Origin of the sequence: Gluconobacter japonicus, from assembly GCF_015244665.1 — a bacterium.
GTDB lineage: Bacteria > Pseudomonadota > Alphaproteobacteria > Acetobacterales > Acetobacteraceae > Gluconobacter > Gluconobacter japonicus.
In genome coordinates this window covers 222,714-248,800 of the sequence record NZ_JABCQN010000001.1, presented here as the reverse complement: position 1 = coordinate 248,800, position 26,087 = coordinate 222,714, and the positions used below count along the sequence as shown (strand labels likewise).

23 protein-coding genes are annotated in these 26,087 nt (G+C 51.4%); 9 read left to right on the top strand and 14 right to left on the bottom strand.

The annotated features are described in order from the left end of the window. Nucleotides 1-11: 11 nt before the first annotated feature. Nucleotides 12-1,580 carry an ABC transporter substrate-binding protein/permease gene (locus tag HKD32_RS01080; RefSeq protein ID WP_194257358.1) on the bottom strand — a complete coding sequence of 523 codons (1,569 nt, stop codon included), beginning with the start codon at nucleotides 1,578-1,580 and terminating at the stop codon, nucleotides 12-14. Next, entirely contained in the window at nucleotides 1,580-2,365 is a 786-nt protein-coding gene (locus HKD32_RS01075; protein ID WP_408870747.1) for an amino acid ABC transporter ATP-binding protein, read from the bottom strand. Before HKD32_RS01075 ends, HKD32_RS01080 begins: the two co-directional genes overlap by 1 nt. Nucleotides 2,366-2,535: 170 nt before the next feature. Between HKD32_RS01075 and ccmA the strand changes: the two genes are divergently transcribed. The 4 genes from ccmA (at nucleotide 2,536) to HKD32_RS01055 (ending at nucleotide 9,518) form a co-directional block, all read left to right on the top strand. Next, nucleotides 2,536-3,165 (top strand): heme ABC exporter ATP-binding protein CcmA, encoded by a 630-nt coding sequence (ccmA, locus tag HKD32_RS01070; protein ID WP_194257357.1) that lies wholly within the window; start codon nucleotides 2,536-2,538, stop codon nucleotides 3,163-3,165. Continuing rightward, on the top strand, nucleotides 3,162-3,827 hold the full coding sequence (gene ccmB / locus HKD32_RS01065) for a heme exporter protein CcmB (RefSeq protein WP_194257356.1): 666 nt from the start codon (nucleotides 3,162-3,164) through the stop codon (nucleotides 3,825-3,827). The genes ccmA and ccmB overlap by 4 nt, the downstream gene beginning before the upstream one ends. Nucleotides 3,828-4,057: 230 nt before the next feature. After that, nucleotides 4,058-6,055, top strand: a complete 1,998-nt coding sequence (locus HKD32_RS01060; RefSeq protein ID WP_194257519.1) for a Hint domain-containing protein — start codon at nucleotides 4,058-4,060, stop codon at nucleotides 6,053-6,055. Nucleotides 6,056-6,203: 148 nt separating this feature from the next. After that, nucleotides 6,204-9,518 carry a S41 family peptidase gene (locus tag HKD32_RS01055; RefSeq protein ID WP_194257355.1) on the top strand — a complete coding sequence of 1,105 codons (3,315 nt, stop codon included), beginning with the start codon at nucleotides 6,204-6,206 and terminating at the stop codon, nucleotides 9,516-9,518. 45 nt (nucleotides 9,519-9,563) lie between these two features. Here the strand turns inward: HKD32_RS01055 and HKD32_RS01050 are convergent, their stop codons facing one another. After that, a complete protein-coding gene (locus tag HKD32_RS01050) occupies nucleotides 9,564-10,094 on the bottom strand; it encodes a cytochrome b (RefSeq protein WP_026017364.1) in 531 nt (176 codons plus the stop codon). A gap of 124 nt (nucleotides 10,095-10,218) precedes the next feature. Here HKD32_RS01050 and HKD32_RS01045 point away from each other — a divergent pair, with 124 nt between their 5' ends. Both HKD32_RS01045 and HKD32_RS01040 read left to right on the top strand, forming a co-directional pair. Continuing rightward, complete coding sequence (locus tag HKD32_RS01045; RefSeq protein ID WP_061932757.1) at nucleotides 10,219-10,797, top strand: YqaA family protein; 579 nt, start codon at nucleotides 10,219-10,221, stop codon at nucleotides 10,795-10,797. Nucleotides 10,798-11,317: 520 nt separating this feature from the next. Next, the gene (locus HKD32_RS01040; RefSeq protein ID WP_228118682.1) at nucleotides 11,318-12,685 is read left to right on the top strand and encodes an MFS transporter; all 1,368 of its coding nucleotides are present in this window, start codon (nucleotides 11,318-11,320) and stop codon (nucleotides 12,683-12,685) included. Nucleotides 12,686-12,783: 98 nt separating this feature from the next. On the opposite strand, the gene HKD32_RS01035 is transcribed toward HKD32_RS01040, so the two are convergent. Together HKD32_RS01035 and HKD32_RS01030 are read right to left on the bottom strand one after the other, a co-directional pair. Continuing rightward, nucleotides 12,784-14,754 carry a transglycosylase SLT domain-containing protein gene (locus HKD32_RS01035; RefSeq protein ID WP_228118681.1) on the bottom strand — a complete coding sequence of 657 codons (1,971 nt, stop codon included), beginning with the start codon at nucleotides 14,752-14,754 and terminating at the stop codon, nucleotides 12,784-12,786. A 165-nt stretch (nucleotides 14,755-14,919) separates the two neighbouring features. After that, nucleotides 14,920-15,753, bottom strand: a complete 834-nt coding sequence (locus HKD32_RS01030) for a uracil-DNA glycosylase (protein WP_194257516.1) — start codon at nucleotides 15,751-15,753, stop codon at nucleotides 14,920-14,922. A 21-nt stretch (nucleotides 15,754-15,774) separates the two neighbouring features. Between HKD32_RS01030 and HKD32_RS01025 the strand changes: the two genes are divergently transcribed. The 3 genes from HKD32_RS01025 to HKD32_RS01015 are packed head-to-tail and all read left to right on the top strand — an operon-like array spanning nucleotide 15,775 to nucleotide 18,849. Beyond that, nucleotides 15,775-17,538: a tetratricopeptide repeat protein gene (locus HKD32_RS01025; protein ID WP_194257354.1), complete on the top strand. Its 1,764-nt coding sequence runs from the start codon at nucleotides 15,775-15,777 to the stop codon at nucleotides 17,536-17,538. After that, the gene (locus tag HKD32_RS01020; protein ID WP_062024584.1) at nucleotides 17,535-18,413 is read left to right on the top strand and encodes a 4-(cytidine 5'-diphospho)-2-C-methyl-D-erythritol kinase; all 879 of its coding nucleotides are present in this window, start codon (nucleotides 17,535-17,537) and stop codon (nucleotides 18,411-18,413) included. The genes HKD32_RS01025 and HKD32_RS01020 overlap by 4 nt, the downstream gene beginning before the upstream one ends. A 37-nt stretch (nucleotides 18,414-18,450) precedes the next feature. Next, nucleotides 18,451-18,849: a hypothetical protein gene (locus HKD32_RS01015; protein WP_228118680.1), complete on the top strand. Its 399-nt coding sequence runs from the start codon at nucleotides 18,451-18,453 to the stop codon at nucleotides 18,847-18,849. A gap of 7 nt (nucleotides 18,850-18,856) precedes the next feature. Here the strand turns inward: HKD32_RS01015 and HKD32_RS01010 are convergent, their stop codons facing one another. From HKD32_RS01010 to HKD32_RS00970, 9 genes are read right to left on the bottom strand one after another with little or no spacing between them, the layout of a single operon-like run. Beyond that, nucleotides 18,857-19,183: a hypothetical protein gene (locus HKD32_RS01010; protein WP_010500850.1), complete on the bottom strand. Its 327-nt coding sequence runs from the start codon at nucleotides 19,181-19,183 to the stop codon at nucleotides 18,857-18,859. Between the two features lie 3 nt (nucleotides 19,184-19,186). Beyond that, on the bottom strand, nucleotides 19,187-19,582 hold the full coding sequence (locus tag HKD32_RS01005) for a response regulator (RefSeq protein WP_061932764.1): 396 nt from the start codon (nucleotides 19,580-19,582) through the stop codon (nucleotides 19,187-19,189). Then, nucleotides 19,579-20,637: a protein-glutamate methylesterase/protein-glutamine glutaminase gene (locus HKD32_RS01000; protein WP_194257353.1), complete on the bottom strand. Its 1,059-nt coding sequence runs from the start codon at nucleotides 20,635-20,637 to the stop codon at nucleotides 19,579-19,581. The genes HKD32_RS01005 and HKD32_RS01000 overlap by 4 nt, the downstream gene beginning before the upstream one ends. Then, nucleotides 20,637-21,458 carry a CheR family methyltransferase gene (locus HKD32_RS00995; RefSeq protein WP_061932768.1) on the bottom strand — a complete coding sequence of 274 codons (822 nt, stop codon included), beginning with the start codon at nucleotides 21,456-21,458 and terminating at the stop codon, nucleotides 20,637-20,639. The genes HKD32_RS01000 and HKD32_RS00995 overlap by 1 nt, the downstream gene beginning before the upstream one ends. Then, entirely contained in the window at nucleotides 21,455-21,877 is a 423-nt protein-coding gene (locus tag HKD32_RS00990; RefSeq protein WP_061932770.1) for a chemotaxis protein CheW, read from the bottom strand. Before HKD32_RS00990 ends, HKD32_RS00995 begins: the two co-directional genes overlap by 4 nt. Beyond that, entirely contained in the window at nucleotides 21,877-23,910 is a 2,034-nt protein-coding gene (locus HKD32_RS00985; RefSeq protein ID WP_061932772.1) for a chemotaxis protein CheA, read from the bottom strand. The genes HKD32_RS00990 and HKD32_RS00985 overlap by 1 nt, the downstream gene beginning before the upstream one ends. Further along, nucleotides 23,907-24,266, bottom strand: coding sequence for a response regulator (locus HKD32_RS00980; protein ID WP_061932774.1), 360 nt, complete (start codon nucleotides 24,264-24,266; stop codon nucleotides 23,907-23,909). The genes HKD32_RS00985 and HKD32_RS00980 overlap by 4 nt, the downstream gene beginning before the upstream one ends. Beyond that, nucleotides 24,266-24,532: an STAS domain-containing protein gene (locus HKD32_RS00975; RefSeq protein WP_061932776.1), complete on the bottom strand. Its 267-nt coding sequence runs from the start codon at nucleotides 24,530-24,532 to the stop codon at nucleotides 24,266-24,268. Before HKD32_RS00975 ends, HKD32_RS00980 begins: the two co-directional genes overlap by 1 nt. Next, entirely contained in the window at nucleotides 24,532-26,028 is a 1,497-nt protein-coding gene (locus HKD32_RS00970) for a methyl-accepting chemotaxis protein (protein WP_228118679.1), read from the bottom strand. Before HKD32_RS00970 ends, HKD32_RS00975 begins: the two co-directional genes overlap by 1 nt. Nucleotides 26,029-26,087: the final 59 nt, after the last annotated feature.

The window sequence follows — 26,087 nt, the reverse complement described above, 5'->3', positions numbered from 1 at the left end:
TCCATTTACTCTCAGTGGTGACCGACATTCCCGCCCATGCTACGCCCCATCCGGCGTTCTGCCATGCGGGCCAGGCGCACAAAGGGCAGGCCCAGCAACAGATAGGCTGCGCCCACCATCAAGCCAGTGCCGAAATAATCGTAATAGGTAGATGACAGGCGCACATAGGTCTGGCTGAGCTCCGTCAGTGTAATGACAGAGACAAGCGAACTGTCTTTGAGCAAGGAAATGAAATCGTTGGTCATGACCGGTACAACCGTGCGGAACGCCTGCGGCACCACAACCAGACGCAGGGCCTGCCAGTGCGTCATGTTCAGAGCAATTGCCGCTTCCATTTGTCCGCGTGGAACGGATAGTAGCCCCGCACGATAGTTCTCAGCCTCATAGGCAGCGTAATTAAGCCCAAGAGACAGGACACCGGCCATGAAAGGGGACAGGCGAATTCCAAATGCGGGCAGGCCGTAGAAAATGAACAGCACCTGAATTAGCAACGGCGTACCACGCACGATTTCGACATAGAAACCTGCCGTCAGGCGCAGCACAGCGCCACCGTAATGTCGGGCCAGAGCAAGTAAAAGTCCCAACGCAACAGCAAGAACCATGGCCAGCGCAGAGACCGCCAGTGTCATGAGAGCGGCCTGCCCAATCAGGGGCAGAAAACCGACATAACGATGAACCAGAACTTTCCAGTTATTTCCCGTCGTGCTGGCCATGGCAGCCCGGTACCGGTCCCATTCCACCGGAGCGATGTCCGGATGGGTATGGTCGCCGGTGTAGTTCTCCATCAAGGGAGTCCACAAGTTCCAGCGTGCCAGAATTGTATGGAGCGTTCCATCCTTGATGAGTTCGCCAAGGGCTCCATCCACCTGATCGCGCAGCGCACGGCTTCCAGGCGCAAAGGCGATGCCATACTCCATGCTGCCAATCGGTTCGCCGACCAGCTTCATGTCATCGGAAATACTGCCGTAATACATCGCGATGGGTGCATCGAGCAGGATCGCATCCAGTCGCCCGTTCCGAAGATCTGAAAAGGCGTTCGTCTCTTCTTCATAAGACCGGATTGTGGAACCACCCTGTCGACGGAGCATACGCTCCGCCGTTGTGTCCTTAATGGTTCCGATCTTGTGACCCTTAAGCGCCTCCATCGTGTCGAGGCCAGTCTCATCCTTGCGCAGAATGATCCGCTCGCTCGTCACATAATAAGGGCGAGAAAACAGAACAGCCGCCTTGTGTTCCGGCGTCATTTCGATGCCGTCCACAACCATGCTGTACAGATCACGAGACAGGCCAGGGATCAGGCCATCCCAGTCATTCTGAATAAAGCGCCCTTTGCGGTGCATCTTCTCAGCAATGGCGTTGACCAGATCGTACTCAAAGCCGGTCATGCGGGATTCATGTTCCGGGTCATGGAACACGTAGGGCACGTTGGCCTCACCATCAGAGGCCCAGGGCAGGTCCGTACCGTCCTTTGCTCCCGGAACAACCAGCGGTGCAGCAGTCTGCTCGTCAGCAGCTACAGCATGAACGGACGGCGCCAGCGTAAGAGCCAGCACAACGAGACACGCAAAAAACTTGTTCATTACAGCAGCGTCCGCAGGAAGCGTCGTGTGCGCCCCTCTTTCGGGTTGGCGAACATCAGGTCTGGATCACCGCTTTCGACGATTTCCCCACCTTCTACATAAAGCACCCGGTCAGAGGCGGCCCGAGCGAATCGCATATCATGCGTCACGACAAGCTGCGTCATGCCATCATCGTCCAGATCCCGCATGACGGAGAGAACTTCTTCCGAAAGTTCCGGATCAAGCGCAGAAGTCGGTTCGTCATACAGCATGACGGAGGGCTTCATGGCGAGCGCACGCGCAATGGCGGCACGCTGTTTCTGCCCGCCTGACAGACTGTCCGGATAACGGTTCTTGACGCCAGACAGACCAACCTTCTCCAGAAGGGTACAAGCGGTGGCCTGCGCCTCATCCCGCGAGATTCCCTTCACCTGTATGGGCGCCATCATGACGTTATCAATGACAGTTCTGTGCGGGAAAAGATTGAAAGCCTGAAACACCATGCCAACATGCGCACGCAGCCGATGGGCTTGCGCCTCGTTGGCGCGCGTCCAGTGCTTTCCGGTGCAGGACAGGGTCACGTCTTCAATACGAACTGTCCCTGCATCCGGATGCTCAAGGAAATTGAGACACCGCAGGAACGTGGATTTGCCACAGCCCGAAGGCCCGATGATCGAGATCAGCTCGCCACGTTCAACATCAAGTGACAGACCACGAAGAATTTCGTTGCCATCAAAAGACTTGGCGATTGCGCTCGCCTGTAACACCAGATCAGTCAGTTCCGGATATCCCTTCAGAAGACGCACGACCTTTCCGTCGTCCAGCCCTCATAACGAACCTCGCTACAGCTATCGAGACCTTTCCGTCACCTGACTGCGAGAATTCACCATATTGCAGCTTTTCTGATGCCCCTTGCAGTTCTTCCCTTCAGGGTCTCTAAGTCAGGCAGGACTGTGAACGAGACAGAATACGACACATGATACCCCAGCCTCCGTCTTCCGCCCCTCCTCCGCCCCTTCTGGATGTCAGGGATGTTACGGTGTTCCGCGGTGATCGACTGGTACTTGATGGGGTGTCTCTTTCTCTGTTCCCCGGAGATGCAATGATCCTGACCGGCCCGAATGGGGCTGGAAAATCCACGCTTCTCAGAACCATCTCTGGATTACGCAAACCGGATGACGGAAAGATCGACCGTCAAACGGAGATCGCCTGGCTGGGACATCAGGATGCGCTGAAGCCCGGACTGACGTTGACCCAGAACCTTGCCCTTGCCGCGAAGCTCGGCAAAAGCCAGATGAACGAGGTTCTGGAGGCTCTGGATCTGGCGTTTCTGGCAGACCTGCCTGCACGCCTGCTGTCTTCCGGGCAGAAACGCCGTGCCGCTTTTGCGCGTGTCATGCTGTCGGGCGCGGAGCTTTGGCTTCTGGATGAACCCACTGTCGGACTGGATGTGGCGAGTATCGAGCGACTTGGCGCCATCATGGCAGAGCATCGTGCAAAGGGGGGAGCCATGATCGTGACGACACATGTTCCTCTTCCCCTTGAAAACACCCGTTCGCATGAACTGCCTTCTCTCGCAAACTCCGAACCGCTCTGGCTGTCATGACTGCTTTTCTTGCCCTGATCGACCGTGACCTGCGTATGGCCTACCGGTTCGGTGCTGATACGCTGGCGTCCCTGCTTTTCTTCATATTATGTGGCAGCCTGTTCCCGCTGGCTCTCGGCCCATCTCCAGACCTACTGCGCCATATGGGTCCGGGCATTGTCTGGGTCTGTGCTTTGCTTGCCTCCCTGCTTCCCCTAGACCGCCTGTTCGGCTCAGAACTGGAAGATGGCTCCCTTGATCTGCTTATGCTGACCGGGCTGCCAGCTTATGCCGTCGCTCTGGCCAAGATGATTGCTCATTGGTTGACTACAGGCCTGCCTCTTCTGGTCGCCGCAATACCGCTGGGAATTATGCTTGGTGTCAAAGGCACCGAACTTCCCCTGCTTCTTCTGGGATTGATGCTGGGAACGATGTGCCTGTCCCTCTTGGGCGGCATGGCGGCATCCGTGGTTCTTGGAGCCCGCCGGGGAGGCGTACTTCTGCCCTTGCTAGTCCTGCCACTTGCAACACCTGTTCTGATTTTTGGCGCGGCATCGTCTTATGCTGGACAGCTGGGAACATCTTCGGCTGCCGGATTCGATCTTTTGGGGGCGTGCCTTCTGGCTATGCTGCCTCTTTGTCCGCTAGCTGCAGGACACGGCCTTAAGGCCGCAGTCGGCTAGGACGCGACACTACTTACCACCTTACATCATATGGATTTTATAGCCGCTTCTCTTCGAGAGAGTTGGACAATGGCTAGCCTCACCCGCCGTTAATAATACATAAATTGTTTATTTTTTTCAAAAAAATATTGACTGTTAATTTTATACAATCCAAACAAGACTTCAATGAGCTTTCACGTTCCCGTGAGATTGAACTCCGTGAGCGTAGTCAAAGCTTTCCCCCTTGTTTTCTGGAAATTTACAACATCAGGACCACACCTGACTGGACCACTGGCGACAAGTACACCTGGGTTGGCCCCAAGACCGGTGGCGACTGGAACGATGTCGCGAACTGGCAATATGACGGCGTCGCCGCAACGCATGTTCCTAACACCCAGACAAATCAGGGAACGGTAACGATCCCTGCAGGGGTAACCGTCACGGTTTCAAGCTCCACAACAACGCTTGCAAACGTAAACATCAAGGTTGCTGGTACGCTTGATATTACATCAAGCAGCAGCGCTCTGAGCGTTAACAATCTGGAAGTTACGTCTGGCGGGACAGCCAATATTGCGCGCGCCCTTACCGCGAACAACGGCCTTCAGGTTGACAGCAATGGTACAGCAACCTTCTCAAATGTTACGCAGGACTGGTCGGGTTCGCAAAGCCTTAGACCTTCGGTTGCTTCTGGCGGCACGCTGAACTTTGACAACTCAAATATTACGCTGGGAAGCGTTAACGGGAACGGCATTGCTGGCAATCTGAACATCTACAACGGTTCAACCGTCAAAACAGCCGGAAACAGCACGACCATCTCTGGTCCGATTACCGTCAGCGGTGCGAATACGTCCTTTACTGAAAATTCACAGCTTCAATCAACGCTGACGCTGAATGACGGCGCCAAGGCAACCGTTACAACTTACCCAGCAGACGGCACAAAAGTTGTTTTCGGAACGGGCCATAACACGCTTGTTCTGCCAAGCGACAAGTATGCTGCCAACAAGCTGGTTCTGGCCAACCTCAAGGAAGGCGACACGCTCGGTGTGAATGGTCAGACGGTAACTTCCGCGACCATGACAAGTGACAATGTCTCCCTGACCACGTCCAGCGGTACCATTTCTCCGAAGAGTGTCACCTACGACAGCAGCTACACAAGCGCTCCGACAGGCGATCAGAAGGTTGCAGTCGACACCAGCAGCGGCAATGGCGTCATCTGCTTCCTTGCAGGCTCAATGATTCTGACGCCAACCGGTGAAATCGCAGTCGAGAACCTGACAGTTGGTGATAGCGTTATCGTCAACGTTTCTGGCCGCGAAGAAATCCGTCCTGTGACCTGGGCTGGCCGCCGCACCATGACAGTGCGCGCAGATCTGCCAGCTGATGAAGCCGGCTTCCCGGTTCGCATCCTGAAGGACGCAATCTCAGCTGGTATCCCTCATAAGGATCTGCTGGTCACGGCAGAACATTGCCTGTTCCTGGATGGCAAGTTCATCCCGGCTCGTATGCTGGTGAATGGTCGTTCCATTCACTATGACCTGTCCGTTAGCTCCTATGACTACTTCCACATCGAGACGGCTGAACACTCAGTCATCACGGCCAATGGCCTCCTGACCGAGAGCTACCTCAACACTGGTAACCGTGGCTCCTTCCAGCAGGACGGCTCCGTGATCAGCCTTGGTGGCTCCATCAAGAGCTGGGTTGAAGACGCTGCTGCCCCCCTGACGACAGATCGCGCGACAGTAGAGCCGATGTTCCGGGTCATTGCTGCTCGTGCTGAAGCTGCTGCGCTTCCGAAGGTTGCTCAGGACGTCACGCTGACAGCCGATGCAGACCTGCACCTCGTGACGGAAGACGGTACAGTCCTTCGTAAGATGCGTGAAACCAACGGTTATGCCATGTTCATGCTTCCGCAGAACGTCCGCACCGTCCGTCTCGTATCCCGCACGAGCCGTCCGGCAGACGTCGTTGGGCCGTTCGTTGACGATCGCCGCCAGCTTGGCGTACTTGTCGGCAATGTTGCTCTCTACGATGCAGGTAGCACAACCAGCCTTTCCGCTCACCTGACAGAAGAAACACTGTCCGGCTGGAGCGCATTGGAAGGCCAGACTGCACGCTGGACGACCGGAAATGCAGAAATCCAGATCACGGATCGCGCTACGCACAGCATCGCCATGCTGGGTGTGCAGATCCTGTCTTCCAGCCAGTACATTGTGTCGGATGTGAAGACGGCAGCAGCCCAGACAGCCTGATCCTACTTACTTTTCCAACAAAAAACGCCAGCCTCCCGAGGCTGGCGTTTTTTGTTTTCAGACGACGAAAATCACGACTGTCATCTCGACGCTGATAGGAAACCGCCGCATCATCAAGCCACGTTTCATATCAGAAGTCTTGCTCACCATGCGTTTTTCCCTCCGACGCTCCCTTCTCTCCTGCGCCGCCATTTTAGGGTGCAGCTATGGCCTGACAGCCCACGCTGAAGCTGGTTATTTCAGGGAACCATCCGTGTCCGGTCAGACAGTTCTCTTCAATGCCGAGCAGTCTGTCTGGAGTGTTCCGCTTGGAGGCGGAACGGCCCAACGTCTGACAAGCGCACCGCACGGTGCAAACGCCGTTGATCCGCATCCCGTCCTTTCCCCAGACGGAACCGAAATCGCTTTTCTGGCCAATTTTGACGGACCGACAGAGGTCTATGTCATGCCAAGTTCTGGCGGCACGCCTAGACGGGTCACGTTTGAGAACGCCCCGAAGCTGCTTCTGACAGGCTGGGATGCCCATGCTGGTATTCTGTATGCCATGCCGGATGCCAGTGGCCCCTACTACAGCTACAACGTCGCCTCGCTCGATCCGAAAACGGGTACAAAACACGTCTATCCGCTGGCTAATGCCAATGATGCAGCCCTCAGCCCGGACGGAAAATGGCTCTATGCCGTTCGCTTCGGACTCGCCGTTACGGGCGATCATATGCGGGCCTATCGTGGCGGTAGCCTCTCCCAGCTCTGGCGCTTTGATCTGCAATCCGGGAAAGAAGCAGAGCGGATCGGGGCACGCACAGCCAACCTTATTCGTCCCATGCCCTGGCGCGACCGCCTGATTGTCCTGTCCGACGAAAACGGTCGCTACAATCTCTGGAGCCTTGCACCGGACGGAACCGATGCGAAGCAACTGACGCATTTCACGGATTACAGTGTTCTGGAGGCCTCTCTCTCTGGCGATACTGTTGTTTTCCGCAAGGGGGCGGACCTGTTTGCTCTGGATCTGACTTCCGGCCAAAGCAGGCAGATCCCTATCACTCTGGTGTCGGACAATGCGCCACGCGCACCCTATTGGCTGGATCGTCCAACACGCTTCACGACGTCCGAAGCCATCTCCCCCAAGGGTGATACCACTGTCTTCACCATGCGTGGTCACACCGTTGTCGCCGCTGCATCCCCCAGACGCCTCATTGTCATCCCGACAGCCGATAATGTTCGTCTGAGACTGGCCCGCGTCACACCCGACGGAAAGTCTGTTATCGCGTTCAGTGATGCAGGCGGAGAGTCTGCACTCTGGCGCTTCGCCGCGGATGGCAGTGGCAAGGGAGAAGCCCTGAGCCAACCCTCCTCCACCGAACCTGTGGCGTTGGCCATCTCACCTGATGGCAAATATGTCGCCCATACCGATCTTCTGGGTCGTCTGTGGCTCTTCAACCTTTCCAACAAATCCGAAAAGCTAGTCGATGACGCGACAGCCGACGGAACGAATGTGTTTGATACCCTTTCCTGGTCGGCAGACGGAAAAGTTCTGGCATTTGTCAGAACACGAGGTACGGGTCTACGGCGACAGATTGCTCTCTACGCCCCCGAGACAAATCGCACGGAATGGGTGACCGGGGATCGCTATGAATCTTACAGCCCTACATTCTCCCCGGATGGAAAGTGGCTCTGGTTCCTGTCAGACCGGACATTCTCTCTGGCCAACACATCCCCTTGGGGTGACCGTAATCTTGGTCCCGCCTTTCCGCATCGCACGGGGATCTATGCCCTCGCCCTTCAGGATGGAAATCATTTTCCGTTTCAGGCCCCCACCGAGCTGGATCACGACGACAGCAAGGACAAGCCTGACGAGAAGACCGGAAAGAAAGACGGCAAGGACACTCCAAAAAAGCCACTCCCTGCTCTTGAATGGAACGGGCTGGCAGATCGTCTCTATCAGGTACCGGTGCCAGCGGCGGACTATCATAGTCTGGGTGCCTCAAACGAGTTCCTGTTCACCATGGATGGCACCGATGATGATACGAACCCTCTGAAGTCCATCCACATCGACAATAATGAGCACAAGATCGAAACTTTTGCTCCAAAAGTGGAGGACTTCGACCTTTCGGCGGATGGAAAAACCATCATGACCGTCACGCCTCGTCCAAAGCAGACACCAGAGGTGATGCTGCTTCCTGTCGGAGCAAAAAAGCCTGACGATGTTACCGGCAAGACCGTCAGCCTTGATGGGCTCCGTCTGCGCATCGACCCGGCTCAGGAATGGAGCGATGAATTCGTTGATGCCTGGCGCCTTCATCGTGATCATTACTATGACCGTGATCTGCATGGCGTGGACTGGAAAGCCGTCAGAGCCCATTTCGCACCGTTTGTAGACCGACTGGGAGATCGCGCCGATCTGGATGACCTACTCGGCCAGATGGTGGCGGAAATCGGTGCCATGCACTCCCAGCTTCGCCCGGCACAAGGCCTCGACGAACCAGCAACAAGTCTGATTGCCGGGCTAGGAGCGCAACTGACCCGTGAGGCTCAGGGCTTCCGCATTACACATATCTATAGAGGAGACCGGGACCTGCCGGATCAGCAGTCCCCTCTCGCAAGATCCGGTGTAGACGCGCAGGACGGAGACCTGATTGTTGCTGTCAACGGGCAACCCACGACTGGCGAACCGGATCTTTCCGCCCTTCTTGCCAACCAGGCTGGAAAACAGGTTCTCCTCACGCTCTCCCGGAAAGGAAAAGAGCACAAAACCGTCGTGACAGCCGTCAGTTTTGCCAAGCAGAAATCCTTCCGTGCGCGGGACTGGGAAGTCAGCCGCGCCGATGCTGTGGATCGCGCCAGCCATGGCCAGATCGGCTACCTGCATCTGCAAGCCATGGGCGGAGACGACATGGAAGCCTTTGCACGGGAATTCTACGCCAATATCGACAAGGATGGCCTGATTGTTGACGTCCGAGGCAACAACGGCGGCAATATTGATAGCTGGGTGCTGACCCAGCTCATGCGTCGGCCATGGATGTTCTGGAGCCGCTATGGAAACGCTCCAGCCATCGACATGCAGCAGGCTTTCCAGGGGCACCTCATCGTCATCGCGGATGAGAGAACCTATTCAGACGGCGAGACCTTCTCGCAGGGGATCAAGTCTCTTCATATCGCGCCAGTTCTGGGCGAACGGACGGCGGGCGCGGGTGTCTGGCTGTCTGATGGGGATCGTTTGATTGATAACGGGAATGCCCGGACGGCCGAAAATCCGTATTTCGATATGGATGGGCATTGGCTGGTCGAGAACAAGGGCGTCTCACCAGATATCGAGGTCGAGAACATGCCAGTCGCGACCTTCAATGGACAGGACCAGCAACTCGATGCAGCGATTGCCTATCTGAAGAAACAGATGGCTGACCATCCTCGGCCAGCACTCAAGGCGGAACCTTTCCCGCTGCAAGAGCCTGCTCCCCCGAAGTAAGACATATTGAAAAGGGTCTCTGCTTCTGACGGAGGCCCTTTTTAGTCAGAGCATCATGTCCATGACCTGATCACGGCGGGAGAAGCGGTGCATCAGGGCCGCCACGATATGTCCGGCAATCAGAACGCCCAAAATCCAGGCGGAAAACTGATGTAGCACCCCTAGGGTCGGAGCCAGAAGAGGCGTTTTGTGGATAAGAGCTGGCAGATGAACAGTCCAGAGCATCTGGACTGGCGCTCCATGAGCCGAGGCCATGAGCCAGCCTGTCAGAGGCGTACTCAGCATCAGAAGATAGAGACATCCCTGAAGAACACGTGCTGCAATCTGCTGCTCTTCAGGAACGCCCTCCGGCAGAGCAGGCGGCCGATGGGTCGCACGCCAGGCCATTCTCAACACCACAAGGATAATGACCGTTGAAGCGATTTCCTTATGAATGGATAGCAAATCGCTTTTGAGTGGAGACGGTCCACGCGGCAGCAGTCGACCGGCCGAAAAGCCAATCAGCCAAACAGGAATGATAGTGGCCGCCATGCCCCAGTGAAACAGGCGAGCCGTAAGGGAATAACGCTGGGGCACAGAAAATCCGTTTTGTGAAAGATAAGATTTTCTACTTTCCATATCCCAGATGAAACACCAACGGATTTCCATTCAGTGGCTGGGAGGATAGGAAGTTCTGATATTTTCTCCACAAGGCCAGACCGTGATCGACTCTCTTTACCGCCGCATGACCGACCTCGCGGCCTCTCCCAAAGCTGTATGGTGGCTGATCGTCATCGCCATGGCCGAAGCGTGTGTTTTTCCAGTTCCGGTAGATCTGATGTTGATCCCCATGATCCTGACACGTCAGGACAGAGCGTGGTTTTTGGCCTCTATCTGCACAGTAGCGAGCGTCGTGGGAGGTGTAATCGGATGGTGCCTCGGGGCCTTTCTGATGGAACACATCGGCATGCCCATCGCCCATTTCTATCATGCAGATGGTCGGATTCTGGCGCTCGAAGAGATGTTCCGCCGATATGGTGTCTGGATCATTCTCGGGAAGGGTCTAACCCCCCTACCCTATAAATTTGTCACGCTGGCAGCCGGGGCTGCGCATTATCCACTTTTACCCTTCATCGCGGCCAGCATCGTCACGCGTGGAGCACGTTTCTTTCTGGAAGCGGCCCTTCTCAAGGCTTTTGGTGAACCTGTCCGAGACTTCATCGAGAAACGTCTGACCGTCATCCTCCTGATTCTTCTGGTTGTCATCATCGCCGGCATAGCACTTGTTGAGCTTGTGTGAGCTTGTGTGAGCTTGTGTGAGCTTGTGTGAGCTTGTGTGAGCTTGTGTGAGCTTGTGTGAGCTTGAGATAACACTCATTCACTTATTTTTTCATAAAAAATAACATTAATATGCTTTAAATATAACAACTGCATGTTATTGTTCCGATGATCGTAAGCCTCATACGGTCATCGGTTATGGCTTTCCGGTAGTTGCAGCTGCTCCCACCCAGCCTCGCGCCCTGCGAGACTGACGGGAGAGCAAGACACGAATCGCCAGCCTCCGAACGACAACCCGAACACACATTCCCGCTGTCACAGGAGCTTACCATGTTCAGAAAAGAGACAAACTTTAGCGCTAAACGTTTTCAGATCCTGCCGCCTGCTTCACGCGCAGCAGGTGTGTTCAGCGGGCTTGAAGCACAGTTTCTTGGACTGGCATCTCCCGGAATCATTACATTGCGGGATCCTGTGAATGGTACGGATCCCCTGCCGATGACGCCGTTTGAGGACAACTTCTCTTCACGGAGGCATGACCATCCATGAGTGCCACAGAGGTTTCTCCACCCCACCGACCGCTCATCACGAAATCCCGCGTCCTTTGGGGCATGCCGGTGATGTTGCTGTGGGGCTACATCGCTGTCGCCCTGTACATGACGGGCGACGGCATTGAAGTCGCATTCCTTGCAAAATACGTTACCCAGATCGGCTTCACACCCAAGCAAGCCGGGATGCTCTTCACCATTTACGGTGCAACCGCCGCCCTTGCGAGCTGGCTGTCCGGCGTTCTGGCTGAAGTCTATGGCGCACGCCGCATCATGGCGATTGGCACACTATGGTGGGCCCTGTGTCATGTGGCTTTCCTGAGCCTTGGGCTGTCCCAGCATTCTTTCCCACTGATGATGCTGTTCTACGGCCTGCGTGGCTTTGCCTACCCGCTGTTCTTCTACGCTTTTTTCTTCTGGATCGTTCAGAAAACACCGGATCACCGACTGGCTTCCGCCATTGGCTGGGTGTGGTCCATGTTTACACTGGGCTACGGCATCATTGCTTCGTTCCTGCCAAGCTGGACGATTCCGGCTTTCGGCTTCATGCCAACACTCTGGATGTCGCTCGCATGGGTTCTGGCTGGTGGCGCGCTCGCTTGCCTGACCATTCGTGAAGAACCTTCCGAAGGGGCTCCTCTGGCATCAAAGGTTCCGCTGAAGGATCAGTTGATAGAGATCAGCCGCAGCCTCACGCTGATTGTGGAAAACCGAGACATCGCGCTGGCACTTATCACGCGCGTCATCTGCAACCTGTCCCTGTTCGGTTTCCCGGTCATCATGCCGCTGTTCTACACCTCTCCAGAGGTCGGCTTCACCATGCCTGAATGGCTTCGGATCTATGGTGCATTCTTTTTGGTGCAGCCTGTAACGAACGTGGTGTGGGGGCTGATCGGAGATCGGATCGGCTGGTTGCGGCAGATGCGCTGGTTCGGTTTTGTCGGCTGTGCCATGGCGAGCCTTGCCTTCTACTTCATTCCTCACTTGATGCCGGGCAACATGTTCACCGCCATTATTGGCGCTTTGTTCCTAGCTTTAACGCTCAATGCGTTTGTGCCCATGGGAGCGATTTTCCCAGCTATTGCGCCTGAGCATAAGGGAGCTGCCGTATCGGTTCAGAATCTTGGTGGTGGTCTGAGCAACTTCCTTGGCCCGGCACTGGCAACACTGTTTGTCACCAGTTACGGCACGCAGGGCGTCGTCTTTATTTATGCCGCCCTGTACCTGCTGGCTGCCGTGATTACATGCTTCATTCGCCTGAACCAGCCAAAAGGCGCCAATGCAATGGAGGTCTTCTCCGCTGCTAAAGCGGCTGCGGTTCATGAAGAAATGAGTGATCTGGGCCTTCAGACGCAGAAAAGCTGAAGCCCTAAAAACAAAACAGTCCGGCGCATGACCACCGGGCTACCAGACAGACAGAAACGCCACCCGCAGCTTTTGTGGGTGGCGTTTTTTTATGTCGGTCAGTTCAGGGCGAGACGCTCATGGGCCAGAGCCACTTCAGCCCCGAAAGACGGCCATTCAGCGTGCGTTAAAGCCTTGAGGGACGGGGAAGAGAGACCCATCCGTTTGGCGTAAAGCCACGTGTAGGTAAGCGCACGATGAACATAATCCCGTGTCTCGGTATTTGGCAGCGTCTCCATGAAAAACAACGGATCATGCAAATCTGCCGTCTGAGCGTTTTCCCAGCGGGCAATGGCGCCAGGCCCAGCATTATAAGATGCCAGAACGCGTACCAGATCCCCACCTTCGGGCTGAGCAGCCTGAGCCGTATGGCTGGACTGATTTGCCAGATAGAGGACGTAAAGCTGACCAATCTCAAGATTGGAAGCCGGATTGTGCAAACGGCTCACCATATCGGGCGGAACCGGGATCACAGCCATACCGTGGGCATCATACGTCTGATGATGCAGCGTGATAAAACTCGCTGTCACAGGACGGATCTGCATCAGACCGTGAGCACCAGCACCCGAGGTCGCCGCCGGATCAAAGTTCGATTCAACACGGGTCAGCGCATAGACCAGCGCCGGGTTCATGCGGAAACCATGGTTGGGGCGAAGGCGCGGCATTGGAAGTATCGTTGCGGGCGTATCCGAATGGCTTTCCCCGTCCATGATCAAAGACGCCAGTTGCTCGGACAGATCCTCGAAACCCGCGGCCTGTGCAACGAGCTGAAGCGAACGCGCGCGGGCACTGTCCGCGGCAATCTCAGGCCAGATACGCCGCATCAGGGCTTCAGCACGCGCACGCTCTCCGATCTGAAGAAGTGCGAAAAGCTGACGCCCTTGCGGAAGTGCTCCAATAGCCTCGACATCAATTTCGCCGAGAACCGGAACAGGATCATGCAGAGTGATTTCGATGGGGCTATCTGGCAGGCGGGCATGGCCTTTCCGTCCCAGATCAAGCGTCTGAGCCGCCAGCATCCCATAGAAAGTTTCGTGATGGTTCGCTGCACGGTGCAACCAGGACACATATGCCGCCATAGCATGACGACGCGCTTCTGCACGTGCAGCCCAGAAAGCTGCAGCGGCATGAAGCTCCTGTGACGTCACAGGCGCGTTGGCTGCGGATTCAAACAGCTCATATGCCGCATCAACATGCCCCTCTCGCCACGCTGCCAGCCCTGCCACATACGCCGGGAGTCCCACCTGATGACCACCACGCTCAAAGCCTGCACAGCCATGTCGTAATGCACTCTGGGCTTCACCTTGAGAGAGAAGACTGAGAGAAATCTCTCCATAGAGCTGCGCAGCGTAAGCCGGCGTCATCCCAGGCGTAATATCCACGAGGTGCAACGCACTCGTTGCCCCTTTGAGACCTTGCATGGATCGCTCCTGAACCGTGCGGTCCAGAAGGGGATTGCGGGTAAACGCCCGCGCCAAGGGGTCAGGATTGAGGGGCTGGGACACATGCACCGTGTCCGGGCTGTCATTAGGAGCAAGAGATCGCACAAACGATTGGGCTGAAACGGTTCCTGATGGAGCCGTTTTCAGCAGAAGCCCCTGAATGGCTGGAGTATCCGGTTGACCAGAATAGTTTTTCAGCCAGTCCCGAAGCTGATCGGCTGCGGGATGTGCGCCTGGTGCCAGATAGCGATCTGCCAGAACGTCCGAGATCAGAACACGATCCGTCAGAAGACGTGTCAGGTCGTTCGCCGTTTGCAGATCGCCACGACGCTGTGCCTGAAGGATCAGGCGATATCGGTTGGCCACAGTGGCCGTAAGAGGGTGAGGCAGCGAGACGGTACCGTCTCCACCAAGGGAGGGGCGTGCTTCCGCAAACGCTGTTTCGTCACCTGCATGATCCGGTTGAGGCGGCTGTAACCGCAGACCTTCTGCACGCGCCGGGGAGAAAGTTCCACCGGCCAGAATCAGCACACTGACAAGCAACGCTCGTGCCGTGCCACCTGAGATGAAAGGGGTAATCCTTCGCATAGCAGCGGGGTGCTACCCGGTTTCGACTGCGATGGCAAGGTTTCGTTAACCCAGACAGACATCCGGACTAAGCGATGATACAGTCACATACTGGAACAATCCAGTGGCAAACGCCTGTTTTCGAGCAGTTTTTTACGTTTTCACGAAGTTTTTTCAGAAGATGAATTAAGACTGATTTTGTACCTTATTTTCAGATGCCAATCGCTCCATCAAAACCAGTAAATCCTGCCAAGCATTCCGCCGCGCAGCAGGGCTCGCAGCAAGCTGAAGCGGATGCCGCATGGGAAGCAGCGGCAATGGATTCGACAGGCCAGGAATCGACACATCCATCCATTTTCCACGCAAACGACCCAACATGGCCTGATCACCGCTCAGCATTCGTAAGGGTGTCACTCCCATCGTCACCAGAAACGGCGGCTGACACAGAGCAATCGTCTTGAGCAAAAGAGGGCGGCAGGAGCGCATTTCCTGCTCTGTAACCCCTCGCCCCCCGGGTGGACGCCACGGTATGGCAGGTGCCATGGATAAAGAAGCCCGCTTCAGTCCCGCAGAAGCCAGCATCCGGTCCAACAATTCTCCTGCCCACCCTGCGAAAAGAACGCCTGAACGATCCTCGTCGGCATCAGGCGTTTCACTAATCAGCATGAAAGGAGCCTGCTCAACATGGATGGGCTGGAGTCTGTGTGTTGCCGTTCGAGCAAGAAACAGATCATCCAGAGCATTACTGGCCGCAATCAGAGACGGAAGATCTTGAGCCTGATCGAGAGCAGCTCCTCCTGACGCACGCGGGGCCTCAGAAGGACTCTGCACGCGAGGCAACCCACTGGTCCGTTCAGGAAGCACGCGGGAAGCCTCTGAAAGACGATCTATCGTCTCTTCCGAGAGCGCTTCATCCACACCCCATTCGTATTGAAGTTGCAGGGCGGCAAGCAGTTCAGCCCGGCTCGGAACTGGCTGGGGCGTCATGAAGCATCCGTTCAGGTTGGCGTCAGACCACATGCGGTCTAGGATTGGCGCATTATGCAGATCACGCGCGGCTGGCACAGATCAATTCCGGTTTTTTCCTTTCCGTTTCGTGCGGGCCTTTCGGCTGTTTTGCTGACTGGAGCGGTATTGCGGGGAGCGTCTGCCGCACCGGCACCAGAGATTCTGCCTGCCGTCAGCCCTGAAAAATCCCTGACCGGTTGGCTTCTGGCATCAAGCGTCATGATGCAACGGGGAGAGATAGACGCCGCCCATGAGACACTGTCGCATGTTCTGACCCTGTCCTCACAGAACCTGAAGCTGCGTGAAGATGGCCTTCGATACGCCGCAATGACAGGGCATGAAACCGAAGCTGTCGCGCTTGCAAAGACATTGCCCGCCAGCGACATCGCAACACTTGTCTTCGCCCAGAATGCTGTTCCCAGAAAAGCCTGGGCAGAAATGCGTCAAACCCTGAGCCGCAACAGTCATCATGGACCGCTGGTTTCAGTCGCCGCCCCAGTCCTCCTCGCTTGGGCACAAGTTGAAGAGGGGCACATCGAGCAGGCCCTCAACACCCTAAGTGCGGCGGCGGCCTTTGCACCAACACGACGTCTGTACCAACTCCATGCAGCCTTGATCGCAGAACGCCTTCCATCCCAGCATGAGGCTCAGTCTCTTTATCAGAAAGCAGGCAACAGCCCTGACGACCCGCTCACTCTCCAGATTCTCTATGCACAACTGTATGGCGGCTGGCTGGAAGGTCAGGGACAACATCAAGGGGCCCGTGATGCCATCGCCGCACTGGGCGTCAGCTCACCATTGGCCTCGATGATCATCGGCCCACTTCAGCACACACTTCAGAAACGCGCGCCTCTCTCCGCAGCCCAGGGGGCTGCGATTTTGAACCTGCAACTGGCCCTGATGATTACAGACGTCATTCAGCAGGAAGGAATTCCTCGGGACCCGGCCATCATCACGCTGCAGCAGGCGCTTTATCTTGATCCAAACCTGACGGTGGCACGCATTTTTCTGGCGGACACCTTTCGGGAAGGAAACCAGCTCCCCAAAGGGCTGGGTGTTCTCGATCATGTAGCAGACACAGATCCACTCGCAGCTCTGGCCGCTCAGGAACGTGTCAATCTGGCCAGCCGATCCCATGATCTTCCCATGCAGGCAGATGCTCTGAACCGTGCCTTGACCCTCCTTCCGGACAATCCGGAGTTTTTGGTCCAGCTTGCAGAAGTGCAGGATCAAATGGGCCATCATGATGAAGCCATAGAACTCTACACCAAGGCTCTGAAAGCATCTCCCCCTCGCAAGGAAATTGTCTGGCCCATTCTCCTGGGCCGGGCCATGGCAGCTCAGGAGAGCGGCAACTGGGCAGTGATGAAGGAAGACATGCATCATGCTCTTGAATTGGCACCCGATCAGCCGGAAGTTCTTAACTTCGTCGGATATGCCAGCATCGAACATGATGTGGATCAGGAGCGCGCCTTACAGCTTCTCAAACGCGCTCTGGACCTGCAACCAAATGACCCCTCCATTCAGGACAGCTATGCCTGGGCACTCCTGAAGCATAAGGGGGACCTGAAAACCGCTCTTCCTATCCTCATTCAGGCGGCCGAACATGCGTCAAGCGATGCCGAAATTGGCTACCATCTCGGGGTCGCCTATTGGTATCTCGGTCGCCATACAGAGGCACAGGATCAATGGAACCAGTCTCTGGATGACAGTCCGCAGCCTCAGGACCGTACGCTCATTCTAAATGCCCTTCAGCAGGGCGGCCCCCACCTTAAGGCGTTTGAACAAAACAGATGACTCTTCTTCACGATACCGCTCATGCCAAGATCAATCTCTACCTGCATGTAACCGGCCGTCGCCCTGACGGATATCATCTTCTTGACAGCCTCGCTGTATTTGCTGGCGCCGCTGATGAAGTACGTCTTGCAAAACCGTCAAATACCTTTTCCCTTTCAATCGAAGGGCATTTTGGAAAAGGTCTCGAAGCCAACGACAGCAACCTCGTGCTTAGGGCCGCACGCGCACTCCAGACACATGCGCGACAAGAGAATGCCTACCACCTGATACTGGAAAAGAACCTTCCAGTTGCGTCGGGCATTGGTGGCGGATCAGCCGACGCGGCCTGCACACTCAGATTACTGGGGCAACTCTGGAATATCGCGGAAAAAGATCTTTTGGCGATCGCCGAGCCTTTGGGCGCTGATGTTCCAGTATGTGTGCAGCAGAAAACGACCCGCATGGAAGGAATTGGGGAAATTCTGACATCGGCACCTGCCATGCCAGACGGGGGCATCCTGCTCGTTAATCCCGGCATTGCAGTGTCTACGCCCGATATTTTTCGAAGCTTCGCGGCTATGGGCGGCATTATTGAGCGTCCCGCCCCCGTATTCCCTGCCCGCTGGGCATCCATGAACGCTCTTGTAGACATGCTGTCTCACACAACGAATGATCTTCAGGCCCCCGCCATTCATCATGCTCCTGTGATCGGAACTGTTCTTGACCGCCTGAATGCTCAGAACGATTGCCTGATGGCGCGTATGAGTGGTTCAGGTGCCACCTGCTTTGGTCTTTTCCCTACCGCCGAAGCAGCGCGCAAAGCTGAAATGGAACTTTCCAAAAACCCGCTCCACTCGGGATGGTGGACATGGGCGGGTCCTTTCCTTCAGAATTAATCCGTTTCTACGCTGAGAAAGAAAGAGACTGAGAACCATGACAACCGGACCACGCATGCAGGTAACCCGCTCCGAGGACGGACAGAAAATTGTTCTCTCATTCCTTGAAAATAGCGGACTAACTGGAGATATCACGCTCGATGAAGCCCAGTTGACTCAATTAATCACAAGCCTTGGGTTGGCGAGAGCCGCACTGATTGAACAGAAACCTCTCCCTCCGATTGAAGGGGCGCGGTTTTCCCCTGTGTACAAAACCAACTGGGCGCTTCAGATCGACGCACTGACAGAAGGCTCTCTGCTGGCTTTTCAACACCCAGCCTACGGGCCCGTTGGACTAGTGTTTACTCCCACGGACGCGGAAAGACTTATCGGCGGATTACAGCGCCACCGCGCAATGGTTCATTCCACCCCCGACGATGCACGCAAACCAAGCTGATAGGTCGCTAGAAAAGTTCAATATCACCCGCATTCTGCGGAGAAGAGCTATTTTCTCCAGCGAGGGCCTCACGCAGAACTGCCAGCGTCATCCGATCCACAGCCTCGCTATTCATTGTCATGTTCTGAATATCTTTCTGCACGGCAAGTCTTTGAAAGAGTAACGTAAACTGCTCAATCGTCTGCATCAGCGAATCAAAAGACTGCAACGTTGTAGTGTCCTTCTTCGCCACACGCGAAAGGGCCAATTGTTCTAACATCTGGCATTCTTTAAGAGCACGCCCCAACTGAATGGCAGTTCCTTGAAATAAGACCGGCAGCGCGACAGAAGCCATGCCTCAAGCGCCGCAAATTGGGCCAAAAACGGCCTCAATACGCGCTTTCAAAGAACTGGTTGTGAATGGCTTGGCAAGAAAATTGTTCACTCCAGAAGAAATGGCCTGCTGTACCAACTCTTTACTTGCTTGTCCTGTCAACATGATGAAGCCGGTCTTTGCGTTTTGCGACGACGCACGCACAGCTTTCAGCAGTTCGAGTCCATCCATATCCGGCATATTGAAATCAGAAATAATCAGATGCGTTGGGTTGGCCTTAAGATGTTCCAGAGCTTCTATGCCATTACGAACGCCCGCTACATGCACAAATCCAAGTTGAACAAGACTGTTCCTGAGAAGAGAACGAATGGATGTCTGATCATCCACAAGCAAAACGGACATGGATGAAGCGGAAATCATTGATAACTCTCCTGTGTACGATATTCAGAAAGACGAAGAATAGAGGGCCCAATTTCAGGTAATGGCAGCTGCATTTCTACAGCCCCACATTCAAAGGCTGCTTTCGGCATTCCATAGATGACAGATGTTTTCCGATCCTGCCCAATGGTTCTTGCTCCAGCACGCCTCATGGCAAGAAGACCGCGAGCTCCATCAGCTTCCATGCCTGTCAGAATGACTCCTATAGCAAGACGTCCAGCCGCTTGAGCTACAGACAGAAACAGCGCGTCCACAGATGGCCTATGTCCATTAAGCGGAGGGCCGGACACAAGGTGGCAACTATAAGGTGAGACACGTCCAGTACGGCTCACTTCAGTGTGCGCCTCGCCCCCAGGCGCAATAAGCACTTTTCCTCTGATCAATTTACATCCATCCGTGACAAGGGAGACATCGGGTCGCGAAATGGCATTAAGGCGACGTGCAAAATTATTGGAAAACTGCTGCGGCATATGCTGCACAATGATCGTTGGAGGACAATCCTCCGGAAAACTTCCAAGAACTTCCCCAAGAGCTTCCACGCCCCCAGTAGAAGCACCGATCGCGACGATCGTATCAGACACAACCGAATGACCTTGGCTCTTACCTGAATGAGATTTCCCGGTTTGAACCGCGGCGCGGACAACAGCGTCTGCCAAACCGGCAAAAACAGCTTCCCCCTGCATCCCGGAAGACTTGGAGAAACATTCTACTGCTCCTAGTCGACAGGCCATGTCAGTCATTGCACTTCGGGGCGCCATGAGACTGGACACCATGACAACAGGCATAGGTCTGAGGCGCATAATTTTTTCAAGGAACTGCAAACCGTTCATGCCTGGCATTTCAACATCCAGCGTCAAGACATCCGGCTTGAGTTTCAAAATCAAATCTTTGGCTTCCAGCGGCGTACCAGCAGTTCCAACAACTTTGATTCTAGGATCTCGTTTAAGAGCAAGCATTATCAGCGCGCGGCTCGTCAAAGAATCATCTACGACCAGCACTGAAATTATATTATTATAAATACTATACTCCTCAACCATTATTTTACTTTCTTATATGAATTCAGGCCGACAGGTCGCAGACCAAGTACATCCGGATTTGAAATTCTTTCTGAATGACCAATATATAATTCTCCCCCGACATGCAGCCTTTTGGCCAAGCGTGACCATAATTTTTCTCTCGTCACTTTATCGAAGTAAATTGCAACATTTCGACAAAATATAGCATGAAATTTCGATTCAAACGGCCATTCAGCTATAAGATTTAGCGATTTAAACCTTAATTTTTCTAATATTTCCTTTTTGAAGGTGAACTGATTTTGTTTCTCTATACAGAATTTATTAAATATTTCTAAAGGAATAGAATCTTTTTCTTCTATGGAGTAGATCCCCTTCCTGGAGAGACCCAGCATGCTATTATCAATGTCAGTGCCAAGAATTTTTATCCTTGCAATTGGAAGCGTCGTAAGAACGTCAGCAACAGTCATCGCAGCTGAATAAGCCTCTTCACCGCTTGAACAGGCAGCTGACCATATACGCAGCTCCTCACCATTTTTTATTCTGTTAATGAATGTGCTTTTTATCAATTTTGATAAATATTGAAAATGATGCCTTTCTCTATAAAACGCCGTAACATTAGTTGTTAAAGATGCTATCATCTGTAGACGTTCATCAGGATTTGATTGAATCAAAATACAGTATTCTTCAAAACTTGATAGCTTATTTTCTCGTAATCTCTTATTTAAGCGTGAAAAAATAAGATCTTCTTTTTTTTCACTTAAAATAATACCCGAAACATCATACGCAATCTGCGAAATAATTTTCAAAGATTGCCTAGATATTTTTTCATATTTTTCGGTCAATTCAAACAATCTCTAATCAAAAAAGATATATTTAGCCTAAATATCACACGCTCATCGAACGAGATTATCCCATCAACAAAGTTATAAATATCGCATTGAGATACTTCAGGTAGGGATTTTATATCATACTTATTATAATCTATAATATCTAAAACATTTTTAACAGAAAAAGATATGGTTTTATTTTCATTTTCTACTATTATCATAGCTTTTTTTTCCGCCTCTTCTCTGTCTAGATTTATTTTTTTACAAAAATCAACTAAAGGAATTACCGTTCCGCGGATATTAATAATTCCCTCTACATAGGCTGGAGATGAAGGAATAATCGTAGATTGGGTCCAATTCCTAATTTCTCGAACTACCCCAATATCAATTGCATATTCCTGATCATAAGATGTAAAAATTAAATATTTTTCCATTATTGCTCTCCAAAATTAGACAATTTATTGTAGTTTTTACTTGAAAAAATTTCAATTAAAAAATCAACATCGACGATTAGAGCGACTTCTCCGTCACCTAAAATGGTAGCCGATGAAAATTCTGATACTTTTTTATAATTTTTTTCTATCGACTTAACTACAAATCTAGATTGATCAATAATTTCATCGACAATAAGAGCAATTTTTTCTCTTTTTTCATTTTCAACTATTATACAAGAATTATTATATCCGTTTATAAAATCTTTATTTATTACTTTTCCACTGTAGAAAATTGGTATGTACTGATCTCTATAAGGATATCCCCATATTCCTTGAGAAATTTCAAAAATTTTATTTTTTTGAAAAAGTAATGCTTCCACAACGCTAGAAACAGGAACAATAAAATTTTGATTTTGACTCCTGAAAATTAATCCTTCCACAACCGACAATGTTAATGGAAGAGAAATTGAGAATAAAGTTCCTTCATTTTTTTCTGAAGAAATAGAAATTCTTCCCCCCATATCGGAAATAGATTTTTTAACAATATCCATTCCTACCCCTCTTCCTGAAATATCAGAAACACTTTCAACCGTAGAAAATCCAGGAGAAAAAATAAGATTTTGAATTTCTTCTTTTTCCATTATAGATTTACTATTTATTATTCCTTTTGAAATAGCTTTTCTATAAATTTTATCACAATTTAAGCCAGATCCGTCATCTTCAACTTCAATGATTATCCGTCCAGAGCGGTGAAATGCACGCAGAAATAAGTTACCTTCTGATGATTTACCAGAAATCGTACGAATATTTGTACTTTCAAGTCCATGATCTATGGCATTCCGCACCATATGCGTTAATGGATCAGATAATTTTTCCAAAATCGAACGATCGACTTCAGTATCTTCACCTTCAAGGTGCAATGCTACTTGTTTGTTAGCAACTCGACTTGTCTCGCGCACAATGCGCCCCATACGTTGAAAAACCATTTTAATGGGGTGTGCACGCATTGCCATTACATTTTCCTGCAACTCGTGAGTGAGTTGCTCTAAATCAGAAATAGCAATATCCAAAGGAGAACCGGGCCGAATATCATTTATTTTCATTTGCGCTCGAATAGCGCCTTGGTTAATTACAATTTCACTTAAAAGGTCAACCAAACTATCGACCCTCTTAGTATCAATCCTAATTGTTGCATTTTCTTTATGCGAAATTTGCAAAGATTTTCCTAGTATAGGTTCTTTTTTTTCCTCATTTAAAAAAGTACAATCTTTGTTTTTTTCTTCTAAAAATTTTTCACAATCTAAAAAATTTACTTTTATGCTATTTCCAGACCAATCAAATATTTCTTCGACCTCACTTTTATCATATGTTGTTTTTATTTCAACATTCCATATTGAATAGGTTTTGTTTGTTTCAAACGTGTCTAGACAAGGAATATTTAGTGAATTAATTTCAACTAAAATTGTTCCCTTTTTCTCTAAAAAAAATAGTATGTTCCGGATGTCATCTCCATTTTCATAGAAAAAAAATTCTGGAATAATTTGTATATAAAAGGTGTTTTCTTCTTCAAGATTAATTTTTATCGGACTGAAACAAAAGCTATTTATATCTTCTGAATTATCATTATATTTTTCTATCTTTTCTAAATAACCATTTAATTCTTCGCTCACATTGTCTTGAACTGATAAATCGGTTCCATCTCGATAAAACGATACGATATCAGTTAATACATCTGCAGCTTTCAAAAAAATAGCAATCGATACGGAGTTAACCACGCACTCCCCCGAACGGAATTTTTCTAGTACTGCTTCGAAAAGATGAGAGAACCGAACGAGCTTTTCCATTCCAAAAGCTCCCGCTCCCCCCTTAATGGAATGAACTGCTCGGAAAATCGTATTAATTTTCTCACTTACTTCTGCCGTTTCCTCAAGAGAAGAAAGCTCTTCCTCAAGAAGGCTTAATTGCTCTGCACATTCTTCAAAAAAAATCTGACGTATATTTTCAAGATCATCATCTTTGACATAATTACTCATGACGATACGCGCTCTATAGTATTCAGAAGACGACTTCTATCAAATGGCTTTACTAGCCAGCCAGTTGCACCAGCCTGTCTTCCTTTTTCTTTCATTTCTGAACTGCCTTCAGTCGTCAGAAAAAGAATAGGAAGAAATTTTGTTGTATTTATATGCCGCAACTTCTTTACCAATTCGAGGCCATCCATTCTCGGCATATTAAGATCAGTAATAATAATCTCCGGAGAGAATTTCTCCAAAGCATCAAGGGCATCAATGCCATCCTCTGCCTGACAAACAGTATGACCTACAGCTTCTAACGTATCACTCAACAGTTTTCGAATTGTTCGAGAGTCGTCAACGATAAGAATATTCATTATGTTGTCTCCTCATCTAAAATTCTTTTGGCTCCCATTAAAACCAAAGACTTTTCCATTTCATGAGAAAGATTTTGAATCTTAAAATTCTTACCCTTGGAAAGTGCTGTTTTTCGAGCAGACAGTAGTATCTCAAGACATCGACCACCCAACCGTTTTACTTCTCTACCATCCAGTAGAATGTCTTCTGATAACATTTTTAAATTTTCCAGAAGGTCTGGGGCAGCAGCGGTATCAAGAACTTCAGGTAAGTAAAAAATTTTCATTACCGAAACTCCTCCCATCCTTCATCTGAAGTCTGATAAGTTTCCGCAGATAAATTCTGAGGCGACAAGGAATTATGAAAATCAGTTTCACCCTGAATGAAATAATTGTCCTTTTCACACAAATGAAAATGATGAACAATCTGAAGCAATTCAGCAGCTTCTGCGCTAAGGTTGTGGCTAGCGGCGGTTGCTTCTTCGACCATTGCTGCGTTTTGCTGCGTATTCTGGTCCATCTGACTTACAGAAGAACTAATTTCAGAGAGATTATTGGCTTGTTTTTGTGCTGTAGTCGCAATTTCACTAATAAGAAAACTAATTTCGCCTACATTACCCACAATTTTTTTCATTGCCTCTCCAGTTTCCTGAACAAGGACTGTACCTTTACTAATCTGCTGCGTACTCGATGTAATGAGACTCTTAATATCTTTGGCTGCGTCCGCTGATCTCTGTGCCAAAGCCCTTACTTCTGTTGCGACAACAGCAAAGCCTCTACCAGCCTCTCCAGCACGGGCAGCTTCCACACCTGCATTCAAGGCCAGAAGATTTGTCTGAAAAGTAATATCGTCTAGCAATCCAAGAATTTGACCAATTTGTTTTGACGATCCCTGAATATCCAGCATAGCGGCCGTTGCTGCGGCCATGACCTCTCCTGAGCTTTCTGCCTGTTCGACAGTTTGCCGCGCTACAGCACTTGCATGAGTTGCAGATTCAGCAGTTTTTTTGACCGCCTCTGTCACAGCGCCTACAGACAGCGTTGTTTCTTCAAGGCGACTGACCTGTTGCTCGGTCCTACGCGCAAGATCATCTGCAGCCGAAGCAATTTCTGCTGACCCAGAAGAGATCGTACTAACGCTGTCATTCAGAGACATAAATATCTTCTGAAACTCTTCAACCGTGGTGTTAAAATCTAGTCGTAGCCGCTCGTATCGACCCTGGAACACCTCTTCTATTCGATAATCCAGACACCCTGCTCGAAGCTTGCTTAATGCTACACCCAAAGTATCTGTGAATTTTTCAAGGGAATCTATTTCCTCTTGCGCATTTTTTCTTTCACTTTCAGACTTTTCTTCTGCCTGTGAGAGAGCCTTGCGCGCTTCTGTGGTATCTCTATTACTAGCAAGAAGGTCAATCTGTACGCGTTTTAGACGATCTTGTATCGCGAGAAGTTCGGGAAGTACTTTCCCTGATGGAAGAGCATCTTCTCCAGCAAGCACCTGTGCAGCCTGTGACAAAGCACTCGCAGGCTTGAATATTCTAAAAAACAGCAGGGCAGTGGCTAGCAGAAGAACAAGTAAAAGGAGCCCATTCGGTAGCACTTCTATGACGCCCGTGGATGCAGACATCCCTTTAGACACAGTCATAATTTGCCAAAATGTTACTCCTGTTAGAGCCAGTACGGGTAAGAGTGCCGCCCCCCAGAAAAAAACTCCGGAGGCAACGCTACTTTCAGAACGTACGGTCACATGAGAGGAAAACATTCCAGATTGCCCAGCCATAACAACTCCCCACCTTCCACAAGTGCATGACCTGCGAACGTAGGGACGTGTTTAGTGGG